Origin of the sequence: Microcoleus sp. Pol12A5, from assembly GCF_036701435.1 — a bacterium.
Lineage (GTDB): Bacteria > Cyanobacteriota > Cyanobacteriia > Cyanobacteriales > Microcoleaceae > Microcoleus.
Map to the genome: position 1 here is coordinate 1 of NZ_JAUBQU010000125.1, position 14,024 is coordinate 14,024.

Sequence of the window (14,024 nt, forward strand, 5' to 3'; positions counted from 1 at the left end):
CAACTAACTACGCGCCGACAGATTCCTTCGCTGCGTAAAGCACCTCAACGGTAATCTTATCAATCCCCCGATCGCGCGCGAACTTCTCAGTATTCCGCTTCACCTTACCCCGCACAAAGCCAGGGATTTTATTTAACTCAGCTTGTCCGTCCTTCGTCCAACCCATATCAGAGTCAGCCGAAATACCCTTCGTAATCACTTCCTTGGTATCGTGGCCGCCGAAGATTTCCAGCAAGTGGTCTTCCATTCCCAAAGTGAAAGAATTGTAGACCAAATCTACGCACTGATTCGTGCCTTCATAACCCAAAAATGGCTTGTAGCCGATCGGGAAATTTTGGACGTGAATCGGTGCCGCAATTACGCCGCAGGGAATATCCAATCGCTTACCAACGTGGCGTTCCATTTGGGTGCCGAAAATTGCCGAAGGTTCCGCTTTGGCGATCGCATCTCCGATCGCCCCGTGATCGTCCGTCACCAGCACTGCATCACAATACTCGCTTACCTGTTCCCGGAACCAGTCAGCGTCGTGTTTGCAGTAGGTTCCAGCCCACACAACGTGGATTCCCATCTCGCGAGCCAAAATCTTCGTCATCGCCGCAGCGTGCGTATTATCGCCAAATACGACGGCTTTTTTGCCCGTTAAGTTTTGGCAGTCGATCGATCGCGAAAACCAAGCAGCCTGCGACACAAATCGAGTTTGTTGGTCAATAAAATTTTCGTAATCAACATCCGCACCTTGAGCATTCAAAACTTGCTGAATCTTGCGGATACAGCGCGCAGTTTCTACCACACCCATCGGCGTAATATCCACCATCGGCGTACCGAATTCTTTTTGCAAATACTCCCCGGCCATCATCCCCAATTCCCGATAAGGAACCAAGTTAAACCAAGCGCGGGGCAGTCTTTTTAAGTTATGAACCGAAGCACCTTCGGGAATAACTTCGTTGACTTCAATGCCCAAATCTGCCATCAAACGCTTCAACTCGGTGCAGTCGTGCTGGTTGTGGAAACCCAGGGTAGACATACCGATAATGTTGACAGATGGTTTTTCGCTTTTGGCTTCTACTAAATCGCCTTTTTTGCGGGCTTTGTTAATGTAAAATTGGACGATTTGATCCAAAGTGCGATCGGCAGCTTGCAGTTCGTTTACCCGATAATGGTTAACATCCGCCAGCAATACATCGCCTTTGGCATCTAATTGGGCTCTCTCCACGAAGTTTTCCAAGTCTTCTTGCAGAATGCTGGAGGTGCAAGTCGGGGTGAGGACGATTAAATCTGGGTGCTCTTCTCTGTCTTTGCGGGTGATGTTGTCCACGACCCGTTCCTGCGAACCCCGCGCCAGTACGTGTCTGTCAACGACGCTGGTAGTTACTGGGGTGAAATCCCGTTCCCTCTCCAGCATGGAACGCATGACGTTAAAATAGTCGTCTCCAATCGGTGCGTGCATGATCGCATGGACGTTTTTGAAGGAACTGGCGACGCGCAAAGTGCCGATGTGGGCTGGGCCGGCGTACATCCAATAAGCCAATTTCATAGGTTTTTTCCTGGTGCTGGTTGAGAATTGCCCGATCGGGCGATTACTGCTAAATTTTAAGGTTGTTTCTGATTTTCTCACCGGATGAATCCTTGAGAAATACTAATTTTCTGAGAATTTACAGATTTAGGAAATGCTCAAACGCTTTGCCTGCTTGGGATTTGACTCGCAATTCAAACAACTTTACCTGGGTTTTATGGCAATAATTCTTAATCTTTCCTCAAATTTTCTTAAGAGTTAGGCAAATTTGATTAATGTAGGGTTCGCTGCCGCGCACCAGACAAGGTGCAATAATTCTGAATTTCTTGTCAAATTTACTCTGGTCAAACGCTCAGTTAGTATTGTTAATCGATCGGTCAAAATAGATAGAACTGAAGGAAATTTCAGATTCCGAAGCAACACTTACTTCCCTCAGCGCCTCGGTCGCGAATTATAGTTAAGATTTGCACCGGCCGGTTTTTTTGAAGCACCGCAAATTCGTACCCGATCGCCGGAAAAAATAAATCTTTCAGCACTTGCATATTTTCACGAGATGTGGTGACGCTCCACTAAAGTCAAGCGATTACTTGGAATCTGAGAGGATTTAGTTGTCAGCATGGCGATCGAGCATTAGAGTAAATCTTTGCACAAATCCTGTATTTGCGATCTTGTTTACCTAACTGCTGAGGTGACGAAAGCCCCAGCGTGCTTTTGTCAGCAGTAGCTCTTTGCTGTCAAGGCCTGCCTACCCACACATCCCAAAAGATAGCTCTTGAGCGATAATGAAGAATAACATAGGATTTACGAAAAGAAACCCGATTTACACGATAAAATCTTGGGTTTGTCAACGACTAGCAACGAAGAAACCCGGTTTCTAGCCCGCCGCGCGTCAGTCCTGTAACATTGACCAAGCACACCTAATTTGAGAGAACCCAACTATGATGGCAATTCCCGGCGTTGCAGTTCTCGCTCTCATTTATGAAAGCAGCACTTCCCTGGTTTACCGCGGCCACAACGAGCAGAACAACCAACCTGTTATTATCAAACTTATCAAAGAAGACTATCCGACTCCTGAAGAACTGAATAGATACAAGCGCGAATATGAGATCACTGCCAACTTAAGCCTGTTGGACGGAGTTGTGAAAGTGTATAAGTTGCAACAGGTTAGAAATAGTCTGGCAATGATCTTAGAAGATTTTGGCGGGGAATCTTTAAAAATATTTATGGGTTCTCAAAAATTTACCATTTTAGGATTTCTGACTACGGCAATCAAAGTTGCTGAAACTTTGGGAGAAATTCATGGAAAAAATGTAATTCATAAAGATATAAATCCTTCTAATATAGTTTTTAATCCTGCTACAGGACAAGTGAAACTCATAGATTTTAGCATTTCAACAGCATCCAACTTGGAAAATGTTCCCAGTAAAAATCCCAATTTTTTAGAAGGTACTTTAGCCTATATGTCGCCCGAACAAACCGGCAGAATGAACCGGGTAGTCGATTACCGCACCGACTTTTATTCCCTCGGCGTGACCTTCTATGAAATCCTGGCAGGACAACTCCCTTTTCCGACTACAGATCCCATGGAGTTAGTTCACTGTCACATTGCCAAACAGCCAGTACCTCTCGCTGAAATTGCCCCAGAGATTCCTCAAGCTGTTTCAGATATTGTAATGAAATTGTTAGCAAAAACCGCTGAGGAGCGCTATCAAAGTGCTTGGGGGCTAAAAGCCGATTTGGAATCCTGCCTGTTTCAGTGGCAAACCTCTGGGGTTGTTTCTGAGTTTCCTCTCGGCAGCCAAGATATTTCTGACAAATTTCAAATACCTCAAAAACTTTACGGCAGACAGCGCGAAGTTGAAACTCTCTTAGCGGCATTTGAACGGGTAGCAGCAACAAATCATCGAGGCTACCGCAGCGACGATTCTCAAATTTCTGTCATCAAAAAAGAGAGCAAATCGAAAAAAGAAAGTCCCTTGTCAGTCCTGGCGAGAGGACAGCATAAATCCCGCAGCGAGATGATGCTGATTGCCGGTTATTCCGGTATTGGCAAATCTGCAATGGTGAAGATTTTAGACAAACCCATTACCCGCAGGCGTGGATATTTTATTTGGGGAAAGTTTGACCAATACAAGCGAACTATTCCTTACTCTGCCGTTGTCAGCGCTTTTTCGGAATTGGTGCGGCAACTGTTAACTGAAAGTGAGGCTCAATTAGCAGTTTGGCGTGAAAAACTCCGCAGTTCCTTCGGTCAAAACGGACAAATTATTATTGATGTTATTCCCGAAGTTGAACTAATTGTCGGTGCTCAGTCTCCTGTAGCTGAATTGGGGCCAACGGAATCTCTGAACCGCTTTAATTTAGTATTTCAAAATTTCATTCGCGTATTTTGCCAGCCAGAACATCCCCTGGTCATTTTTCTCGACGATTTGCAGTGGGCTGATTCGGCTACTCTCAAGCTGATCGAATTGATGATGACAGATGAAGCTACGCAATATCTGTTTTTAATTGGCGCTTATCGGGATAATGAAGTTAGTCCTACTCATCCTTTAATGATGACAGTGGAGACGCTGCGAAATCAGGAAGCTATCATTAATCAGATTGCTTTGTCGCCGCTGGGGGTGGAAAACATAACTCATTTGATTGCCGAGACTTTGCACAGCGATCGAGAATCTGTCAAACCATTAGCTGAATTGGTAATCAGCAAAACCGACGGCAATCCTTTTTTTGTCAATCAATTTCTGCAAACATTGTATCAGGAAAACCTGCTAGTTTTTCACCCGCCACAGTCGGGGAGCAAGGGCGGGTGGCATTGGGATATGACCCAAATTGAGCAGTGCGCTATCACTGACAATGTAGTAGATTTGATGGTACAAAAATTGAGAAAACTGCCAACTTCAACGCAGCAGGTTTTGCGTTTAGTGGCTTGTTTGGGCAACGAATTTGACTTAAATACTCTTTCCTTAATTAATGAAAAAGAAGCCTCGGAAACTTTCTCTCACCTGTTGCCTGCGATTAAGTCGGGACTAATTCTGCCAACTTCGGAATTGGAAAGCAAGTCATTAGATTACGTGCTGTTTCCGCTATTAATTCTAAATTATAAATTTTTGCACGATCGGGTACAGCAAGCAGCTTACGCTCTGATCGACGACTCGCAAAAAAAGGCAGTTCACCTGAAAATAGGCAGGCAAATCCTAGAAAACACTCCGGCTGAATATCGCGCTGACAGAATCTTTGAATTAGTCGATCACTTGAATGTGGCTCGATCGCTAATTAAAGACGATCGAGAATTAATTGAACTGGCAACGCTGAATTTAGACGCCGCCCGCAGAGCCAAAGATGCCACTGCTTATGTTGCTGCCTTGCAGTATTTGACCGCAGGCATGGACGGTTTGAGTGCCGATATTTGGGATGCCCACTACGACTTAGCCTTTGCTTTGCACATGGAGCGGGCAAATGTTGAGTATTTAAACGGTTTTTTCGAGAAGTCTGAAGAATTTATTAATATAACTTTGGAAAAAGCGCGATCGCCCTTAGAAAAGGTAGAAATTTACAACCTGCTGATCGTGCAGTACACCCTGCGGGCGAAGTACGAAGAAGCCGTTAAAGCCGGAATCCAAGCTTTGGACTTGCTAGGCATTGACTTGCCGCTAGACGGGCTACAAAAAGTCATATCCGAAGAATTTGCAGCAGCTACAAATATTTTAGCAGGTAGAGAAATAGCTTCCCTAATTGACGCCCCCGAAATGACTGTACCCGACAAAAAAGTTGCAGTCAAATTAATTACAAACTTGCTGACATCGGCGTACCTCAAAAATCCAGACTTGTGGAAAGTCAGCGTTTTAAAAGGAGTCAATCTTTCTCTACAATACGGTTTAGTACCCGAAGCCTCTCTTTGCTATGCTGGCTACGGTATGTTTTTAAACGCAGTTTCGGGAGATTACAAAGCTGCGTATCAATTCGGCTTGCTATCCCTGAATCTCAGCGAAAAATCTGGCAATATCGGCTTGAAGTGCAGAGCTTGTTCCTCCCTGGTCAGTATTTTTTATTACTGGTTCAATCACATCAAAGATTCCCACGCAATCAGCAATGAAGGATATCAAGCAGCTTTAGAATCAGGAGATTTAGAGTATGCGGGTTATATCCTGTCCAACCGCATAGCTAACTCATTTTTTCAAGGTAAAGAAATCTCGCAAATTCTGGCAGACACGAGCAGGTATTTGCAGTTCAGCCAAAAAACCAAAAATCAGCTCGTAACCGATATATTATTAGGGGTAGAGTTAATCCTGCGTAACTTGAGCAAACTAACTCCTGAAAAGTTTGTATTTGAAAGCGAAGATATCAGCGAAGCTGAATACGTACACAACTGTCAAGCTCATCAAAATTTGTACTCGCTCTGCCTTTATCAGATTCGCAAATGCCAGGTAATGTACTGGTACGGCAACTTCAACGAAGCGCTACAACTAGCTTTTGAAGTAGAAAAACAGCTATCTTTTATTACCGGAGCGATACCCGCTACCGAATGGAATTTTTTCTTTTCTCTAACTTTAGCCGCCGTTTTCCCAAATGTTTCAGAAGAGAAGCAAAAGGAATACTTGGAAAAGTTAGAGGAAAACCAAAAACAGATGAAAATTTGGTCAGATAACTGTGCAGAAAATTTTCTGCACAAGTATCTTTTAGTTCAAGCAGAAATAGCCAGAATTTCTAAGAAAGATTCAGAAGCTGTAGAACTGTACGATTTTTCTATAAATTTAGCCCAAGACAATGAGTTTGTCCAAAATGAAGCGCTAGCTAATGAACTAGCAGCTAAGTTTTGGTTGAGTAAAGGCAAGTATCAATATGCCAAAATTCACTTGCGCGAAGCTCACTCGTGCTACTTGCGCTGGGGTGCAGTTCGCAAAGTAGAAGATTTAGAACAGAAGTATCCGCAGTTGCGGGAAATGACGCCGCTCAACGGCAGTTTTAACAACAGTCAAACTACCACAACTATTCATACTTCTACTGGCAGCGATGCGAGAGTGCTGGATTTGGCAACGGTAATGAAAGCATCTCTGGCGATTTCTAGCGAAATTGTCCTCGATAAGTTGCTGGCTTCTTTGATGAGAATCTCCTTAGAAAATGCGGGGGCTCAATTAGGTTTTCTGATTTTAGTCAGAGATGGTAAACTGTTGATTTCAGCTAAAGCGTCAGTATTTGCTGAAGATGTAGCTGTGCTGCAATTTACGCCTGTTGGAGACTATCATGATTTACCTGTGACGGTGATTAATTATGTGGAAAGGACTCGCTCGGATTTGGTGTTGAGCAATGCGGCGGCTGAGGGACTATTCACAGCAGATCCTTACATCGCTAAACACCAACTGCAATCTATTTTGTGTACTCCAATCATCAATCAAGGCAAACTGATCGGCATTCTTTATTTAGAAAACAATTTGACTGTCGGAGCATTTACTCCCCACAGATTGGAAGTTTTAAGGTTGCTTTCTTCCCAAGTTGCTATTTCTTTGGAAAATGCTCTACTTTACAATTCTGTTGAACAGAAAGTGCAAGAGCGGACGCAGGAGCTAAATGAAAAAAACGAGCGTTTAGAACAAACTTTGCGGGAACTTAAACTAACTCAAGCTCAATTAATCCAAACGGAAAAGATGTCTAGTTTGGGGCAAATGGTCGCTGGTGTAGCTCACGAAATTAATAATCCTGTAAGTTTCATCTACGGCAATCTTAATCCGGCTAGCGAATACGTTAAAGACTTGCTAAACTTGATTGAGCTTTACCAGCAGCACTATCCAGAACCGGCGGATGAAATTCTCGAAGAAATAGAAACAATTGAGCTGGAATTCTTGAGCGAGGATTTGCAAAAGCTGCTGGATTCCATGAAAGTAGGAGCGGAAAGAATCCGGGATATTGTGCTAAGCTTGCGGAATTTCTCGCGCCTCGACGAAGCGCAAATGAAGTCGGTAGATATCCATCAAGGCATCGACAGTACGGTGATGTTGCTGCAACCGCGCCTGAGAAAAGAGGGCGGGCGTTTGGGAATTGAGGTAATTAAAAATTACAGCACGCTACCCCTAATTACTTGTTATGCGTCTCAGTTGAATCAAGTATTTATGAATATTTTGACAAATGCGATCGATGCTCTCCTCGTAGCAAGAGATTGCCCGGAAAACTCTCATCAACAGCCGACGATTACAATTTCTACAGAGGTGACTGAGAGGAATTCTGCCATAATTAAAATTGCCGACAGCGGGCCGGGGATGAGCAATGAGGTGCTGCACAAGATATTCGATCCATTTTTTACAACTAAGCCCGTGGGTTCGGGAACTGGTTTGGGATTGTCTATTTCTCACTCGATTGTTGTGAGTTCTCATGGCGGAAAATTGACTTGCGTTTCTGCACCGGGAGAGGGGAGCGAGTTTATTATTGAAATTCCGATCGCCCCCAGGCAAGTTTTGTAATCGGCACCACTATTAACCAACATCCCCAAATCAATTCCAGTTAGCAACCCTTAACAATCCGGCCACGCATTGCGTTTACTAAACTTTGAATTTGCAATTCAAGCTCGGCAAAAACTCTGCATTAAAGGCGAGCGATCTGGTTTTCATAAAAGGGCGATCGCCCTTTTGCAGCCGCACTGAGGATTGTTCATCACGACGAGGTGGCAAGGCTCCGGCAAAGCATAAAAAGTGTCAGATTTTTTATTAAAAAAGTAAATATTCTGTGTATCTTCACGATCGAACTGTAGATAGTAGATCATACTAAAATAAAAGTAATTTCCGATCATGAAGATACGTCACTTCGGCAAAACTCAGGCGATCCCATTGCAGCTCATACTGATGGTGCCATTTGTTTTGCAAATCTTTGGAGCGGTCGGTCTGGTTGGATATTTGTCGTTCAAAAATGGACAAAAAGCGGTAAACGACCTGGCGGATCGGTTGATGGATCGAACCAGCATTTCGGTGAATCAACATCTGGAGGCTTATTTATCTATTCCGCATCAAGTGATTCAGGTTAACGCCGATGCGATTCGGATGGGATTGCTAGATGTGCGCGATCGCCAAACCCTCGGTAAGTATTTCTGGCACCAAATGCAGGCCTATGACCTGAATTACATCGGCATTGGACTGATCGCGGGTGAGGGAGTAGGAGCCGCACGCTACGACCCCAAAAGCGTCGTGATTGATGATTGGAGTCCCAAACCGCCGAATAATGTCATCAACTATGCCACCGATAACAAAGGCGATCGCACTCACGTCGTGACTATTTATGATTGGGACAACTTGCAAGAACCTTGGTACACCGAACCCATGAAAGCAGGTAAACCCATCTGGTCGCGGATCGTCACCGTAAATTATCCCAATCATCCCTACATCGCTGCCTCCGCTGGTCGCCCCATCTATGACGCAAATAATCGCTTGCTAGGAATGGTTGGAGTCGATATTCATCTGTTGAAACTGAGCGATTTCTTACGGAATATGGATGTCAGCAGCTCAGGGCAGGTTTTCATCATCGAGCGCAATGGAATGTTGATTGCTAATTCTGCGAAAGAACAGCCCTTTACTACCATCAAAGACGAGATTCGGCGTTTGAAGGCGATCGACAGTCCCAATCCCATAGTGCAGGGAATTGCCAAACAAATTCAGCAGCGCTTCAAAGGGTTTCAATCCATTTCTAAAGACACCAATCTCCGACTTGATTTTCAGGGAGAACTCTACTATGTGCAACTCACTCCCTGGCGCGACCCATATGGATTGGATTGGTTAGTGGTGGTGAGTGTGCCAGAAAGCGAGTTCATGGCACAGATTAATGCCAACACCCGCACCACAATCTTGCTCTGCTTAGCAGCATTGGGGGTAGCTTGTGGGATGGGCGTTCTCACCTCCGGCTGGATTGCGCGTCCGATTCTGCGACTGAATCGGGCGAGTGAGGCAATAACATCTGGCAACTTCGACCAAGCTGTACAAGACAGCCGTATTCAAGAACTCAACGCCCTTGCCAACTCCTTTAACCACATGGCAAGACAACTGCGCGAATCGTTTACCGCCTTAGAAAAAAGTAATGCAGAATTAGAAGACCGGGTGGAATACCGCACCGCTGAACTCAAAAACGCCCTAAGTGAGTTGCAACGCACCCAATCACAGATAATTCATAGCGAAAAAATGTCTAGTTTGGGGCAAATGGTTGGTGGAGTCGCCCACGAAATTAACAACCCGGTCAACTTCATTCACGGCAACCTCGTCCATACACAGCAATACGCCCAAGATTTGTTAAAGTTCGTACAGCTTTATCAACAGCACTATCCTAACCCTGCTGACGAAATTCAAATCGCAGCCGAAGAAATCGACCTGGAGTTCTTGCAAGAAGACCTGCCCAAAATGCTGTCTTCGATGAAAATGGGTACCGATCGCATCCGCCAAATTGTCCTGTCGTTGCGGAACTTTTCGCGGATGGACGAAGCAGACTTTAAACCAGTGGATATCCATGAGGGTATTAACAGCACCCTACTGATTTTGCAACACCGCCTCAAAGATAGATTGGAACGACCGTCTATTAAGGTGATTCAAGACTACGGTTCTCTACCCCTGGTGGAATGCTACGCCGGACAACTCAATCAGGTGTTTATGAATATTCTCACCAATGCGATCGATGCTCTCCTCGTAGCAAGAGATTACCCGAAAAACTCTCATCAACAGCCTACAATTACAATTTCTACAGACGTGACTGACAGGAATTCTGTCATAATTAGAATTGCCGACAGCGGGCCGGGGATGAGCACTGAGGTGCTGCACAAGATATTCGATCCATTTTTTACAACTAAGCCAGTGGGTTCGGGAACTGGTTTGGGATTGTCTATTTCTCACTCAATTGTTGTGAGTTCTCACGGTGGAAAATTGACTTGCGTTTCTGCACCCGGAGAGGGGAGCGAGTTTATTATTGAAATTCCGATCGCCCCCAGGCAAGTTTTGTAATCGGCGCTACTATCAATCAACAGCATTGCTGAAAGAGTTATGATGTTTCAGGGAAAATGGAAGAAGAAACGTCTCTACATCTCTTTCTCTGCGTAAATCGCCGTCCATCCATTGTCATCTGCGGTTATTACATCCTCTTTTTTTCACCGCAGATGAGGGCAGATTAACACAGATTAACGCAGATGAATTAGATCTATTCCGGTGGCGCCGTTCGTGATTGTTGACCCTTCTGCGAAGCTGAGTGGGCATGGCTGTTGCAGGAATTCATAAAATAAGTTAGTGATAAAGTTTCCAGCATTCTCGCGCAATTTCCCAATCCTCCTGCGTGTGAATTACCAAAATTCTCACGGCTGAATCCACTGCAGCAATATCTTGATCGAGCGGTGAATGTTGATTTTTCTCATCATCCAATTTTAACCCGATAAATCCAAAAGCTTCGCAAGCTGCCGATCGCACAACAGCAGAATTTTCCCCAACTCCAGCCGTAAACATTAAAGCATCCAACCCTCCCAAACTCGCCAGCATCGCACCAATTCCCGCACGCAAACGGTGGATGTAAATATCCAAAGCAAGTTGAGCTCTCTGATTACCTTGGGCGATCGCATCTCCTATCTGCCGCAGATCGCTAGACACCCCTGAAATCCCTTTTAAACCAGAATTTCGATTGAGAATACCATCAAGTTTCTCAGCAGTAAAATCGGATTGTTTTAACAGATGAATGAGAATGCCTGGATCGATCGAACCCGATCGACTTCCCATCATCAAACCTTCCAAAGGCGTAAATCCCATCGTCGTGTCTACACTCCAGCCCCCGCGAATGGCTGCCAGAGAACATCCGTTGCCCAAATGACAGCTAATCAACCGCAAATCTGCCAAATTTTTACCCAGAATGTCGGCAGCCCGACGCGCGCAATATTGATGGCTAATCCCGTGAAAACCGTAGCGCCGAATCCCATTTTCCAGCCATTCATAGGGACCGGGATATACAAAGGCTGCGGGCGGCAATTGTGCGTGAAAAGCTGTATCAAATACTGCTACTTGTGGCACTTTTTCGAGGATTTTTTCAATCGCTTCGATACCTTCGAGGTTAACCGGATTGTGTACGGGGGCGAAAACCGATAAACGGGCGATCGCCTTTTTAACATCCGGCGAAATTAACGTACTTTCCTGATATTCTTGTCCGCCGTGTACGACGCGGTGGCCGACAATATCAATCTCCTTTAAATTATTAATGGTTTGAGTTTTTCGCCTCCAAAGAGTCTCCAGCATTCGAGAAATAGCATCTTTGCGAGAGTCTGAGGCAAACTCATCTTCAAGCCGATCGCCCTTTGCTGTTTTGACTTTCAACTCTGCTATACCCTGCTGGTGAGTCCAGTCAATTTGCGCTTCCCAGAGGGGTTGGGGCGGGCGATCGGGCAGGACATCGTTTAACTCGTAAAGACAGCTCTTTTGACTGCTAGAACCCGCATTTAACACCAGTATTTTCATGCTTTATTATTTCCTGTTGATTCGTTCTTTCGATCGCTAGGCGATTGAAATCGCGTCTTGTCAAACTTTCCTCCCAGCAGAGGGGGACTAAAAAATCTTGAGACTCAGGGAAAATTATTAAGAAAAATGTCGAAAAATTAACTGTTAATGCAATCTGTAGCTAACAGTTGCATTTTTTTGATATATCTTCTAGGCAGATTTTCATTTACTAAAGTTTAAGGAGCCGATCGATGTTTACACCAATTTTACTTGCCACTGTCGCCAGAACCGTAGAGTGGAGCCCCACGACTGGTTTGATTATGATTATTTGCAATATTTTAGCTATTGCGATCGGCAGATCAACCATCCAAAAGCCTCACACAGGCCCAGCCGCGCCCTCATCGGGTTTGGTCGGCGGCTTGAGTTTGGGTGCACTTGTGGGAAGTCTCTGCTTCGGTCATATTTTGGGAACGGGTACGATTTTAGGATTGTCTTACCTCGGTGCGATTTAGTGGCAGACTGTAGGGTGCGCCTCCGCACCTTACCCGCGATTTCAAGTACCGGGTAAATTGCGGAGGTTTTCATCCATGTACGATCGATCGCCCAAAACCTCCAGCAGCGGCCCGCGAACATCAAACTTGACAATACTGACAGAAGCTGCTAAAGCGCTAATGCGATCGCGATAACGCCCCAAATCAATCCCCAACAGACTGCACAGAATAATTCTAATAGTTGCTTTGTGCGAGACAACCAACACATTTCCATTCTTGTATTTTTCCTCAATTTCGGCAATAACTAAGGAAGCTCTACTAGCAATTTGCACCGAAGTTTCGCCGCCGTTTGGTGCATTCCAAGCAGGTTCAGTCAGCCAGTTAATATAATCTTCTGTATATTCTTTTTTTACTGACTCTAATGTTTTGCCTTCCCACTCACCGTACTTAATTTCCCTCAGTCCGTCGCGGACTTGCATCTCAATTCCCACAGCATCGCACAAAGGTTTTGCAGTAGCAATTGTGCGTTTCATGGGACTCACATAAACAGCATCCCAAGGCAATTTCGCGTAAGTAGCAGCAAATTGTGCTGCCATTTGAGAACCTTCGGCTGTTAATTCTGGGTCAAGGTCGCCACAGAAGCCACCTGTTTTGCTGTAAGTCGTTTCACCGTGTCGTAGAAAGTAGATTTTTAAGCTCATGAGTTAATTGTGTGTAAATTTTACTATCTTAGCAAAAGAGTTTAAAAAACTCCTTCAAATCATCGAGTGCAGGATTATTCCAATCCCAAATATCATTTTTGCGTTCCATAACATAATCAAACCCAGACATACTGCATTTCCTTCCAGCTTGTTTCTCTTCCTTATCTGAGCAAGTATCATACCTGAGATAGATGCTCACCCAGAATTTATCAAAACCTTTCCGGTCGATTTGCTTTCCCTGGCTTTCTATACAAGTTTGCCAGCTATTCAAACAATCAGCATGAGGTGATTCTCTAGCCTTAATTGCCTTTAAAAGCGTTTCCAGTTCGCCTATACCTTCAACATTTGTAAAGTAACAAGCCAATTGAGCCTTTGTTCCATTATCTCCAAAAATATCGATAAATTGTTTAGTGCTTGACAAAGTTTCAGATTCAAACACCTGTTGTATACATTCATTTACGAATTCCAGCCTCTCTGCCTCTGAATAGTTATCAATATCAATAATAATCCCAATCTTTTCTATATCTCTTTTTTGAATGTCGGCTTCTAAAGCTTTTAAAGTATTGATTAACTTTGTTTCGCTCAAACCTTCCAAACTTTCATAATCTATATAGATAGGTGGTTCTATCTCAATATCGCAGTTTAGTTTCTCAACCATTGCCTTCATAAAAATTGCATCATTTTTACTTTCTACTATGACAATATTACTCACCTCTCACTCCTTTCTGATGCTCTAGTGCGTAATTCAAGGTTTCCAAATCGCGTCTGATGCCGATGATTTGATTTGTTTTGGGTTTCTTTGCTAGTTCAAAATATGCGCTGCTGCATTCTTGATTGGGTTCCAAACCCACATCAGCAAATGCTTGCAGCATCTCTAAACTGTGAGTTG

8 protein-coding genes and 1 pseudogene are annotated in these 14,024 nt (G+C 44.4%); 3 read left to right on the forward strand and 6 right to left on the reverse strand.

The window, feature by feature from the left end:
• Positions 1-7: 7 nt before the first annotated feature.
• Positions 8-1,534, reverse strand: coding sequence for a ferredoxin:protochlorophyllide reductase (ATP-dependent) subunit B (bchB, locus tag QUA45_RS23660; RefSeq protein WP_333222267.1), 1,527 nt, complete (start codon positions 1,532-1,534; stop codon positions 8-10).
• A gap of 917 nt (positions 1,535-2,451) precedes the next feature.
• On the opposite strand from bchB, the gene QUA45_RS23665 reads away from it, so the two are divergent.
• Positions 2,452-7,965 (forward strand): AAA family ATPase, encoded by a 5,514-nt coding sequence (locus tag QUA45_RS23665; RefSeq protein WP_333222268.1) that lies wholly within the window; start codon positions 2,452-2,454, stop codon positions 7,963-7,965.
• A 143-nt stretch (positions 7,966-8,108) separates the two neighbouring features.
• Here the strand turns inward: QUA45_RS23665 and QUA45_RS23670 are convergent, their stop codons facing one another.
• Positions 8,109-8,264: a hypothetical protein gene (locus QUA45_RS23670; RefSeq protein WP_333099665.1), complete on the reverse strand. Its 156-nt coding sequence runs from the start codon at positions 8,262-8,264 to the stop codon at positions 8,109-8,111.
• 25 nt (positions 8,265-8,289) lie between these two features.
• Between QUA45_RS23670 and QUA45_RS23675 the strand changes: the two genes are divergently transcribed.
• Positions 8,290-10,476, forward strand: coding sequence for an ATP-binding protein (locus tag QUA45_RS23675; RefSeq protein WP_333222269.1), 2,187 nt, complete (start codon positions 8,290-8,292; stop codon positions 10,474-10,476).
• 276 nt (positions 10,477-10,752) lie between these two features.
• On the opposite strand, the gene QUA45_RS23680 is transcribed toward QUA45_RS23675, so the two are convergent.
• Complete coding sequence (locus tag QUA45_RS23680) at positions 10,753-11,964, reverse strand: acetate kinase (RefSeq protein WP_333222270.1); 1,212 nt, start codon at positions 11,962-11,964, stop codon at positions 10,753-10,755.
• A 230-nt stretch (positions 11,965-12,194) separates the two neighbouring features.
• Between QUA45_RS23680 and psaK the strand changes: the two genes are divergently transcribed.
• A complete protein-coding gene (gene psaK, locus QUA45_RS23685) occupies positions 12,195-12,455 on the forward strand; it encodes a photosystem I reaction center subunit PsaK (protein WP_333099668.1) in 261 nt (86 codons plus the stop codon).
• 41 nt (positions 12,456-12,496) lie between these two features.
• On the opposite strand, the gene QUA45_RS23690 is transcribed toward psaK, so the two are convergent.
• The 3 genes and pseudogenes from QUA45_RS23690 to QUA45_RS23700 all read right to left on the reverse strand — a co-directional run.
• On the reverse strand, positions 12,497-13,135 hold the full coding sequence (locus QUA45_RS23690; RefSeq protein ID WP_333222271.1) for a histidine phosphatase family protein: 639 nt from the start codon (positions 13,133-13,135) through the stop codon (positions 12,497-12,499).
• A 28-nt stretch (positions 13,136-13,163) separates the two neighbouring features.
• A complete protein-coding gene (locus tag QUA45_RS23695) occupies positions 13,164-13,847 on the reverse strand; it encodes a DUF3226 domain-containing protein (RefSeq protein WP_333222272.1) in 684 nt (227 codons plus the stop codon).
• A pseudogene (locus tag QUA45_RS23700) lies at positions 13,840-14,024 on the reverse strand (AAA family ATPase); the annotation flags it as partial. The gene QUA45_RS23695 and the pseudogene QUA45_RS23700, both read right to left, overlap by 8 nt.

Coding starts and splice junctions, on each gene's coding strand:
- QUA45_RS23670 (WP_333099665.1), bottom strand. CDS start 8,264: ATGATCTACTATCTACAGTTCGATCGTGAAGATACACAGAATATTTAC.
- bchB (WP_333222267.1), bottom strand. CDS start 1,534: ATGAAATTGGCTTATTGGATGTACGCCGGCCCAGCCCACATCGGCACT.
- QUA45_RS23665 (WP_333222268.1), top strand. CDS start 2,452: ATGATGGCAATTCCCGGCGTTGCAGTTCTCGCTCTCATTTATGAAAGC.
- QUA45_RS23680 (WP_333222270.1), bottom strand. CDS start 11,964: ATGAAAATACTGGTGTTAAATGCGGGTTCTAGCAGTCAAAAGAGCTGT.
- QUA45_RS23690 (WP_333222271.1), bottom strand. CDS start 13,135: ATGAGCTTAAAAATCTACTTTCTACGACACGGTGAAACGACTTACAGC.
- psaK (WP_333099668.1), top strand. CDS start 12,195: ATGTTTACACCAATTTTACTTGCCACTGTCGCCAGAACCGTAGAGTGG.
- QUA45_RS23675 (WP_333222269.1), top strand. CDS start 8,290: ATGAAGATACGTCACTTCGGCAAAACTCAGGCGATCCCATTGCAGCTC.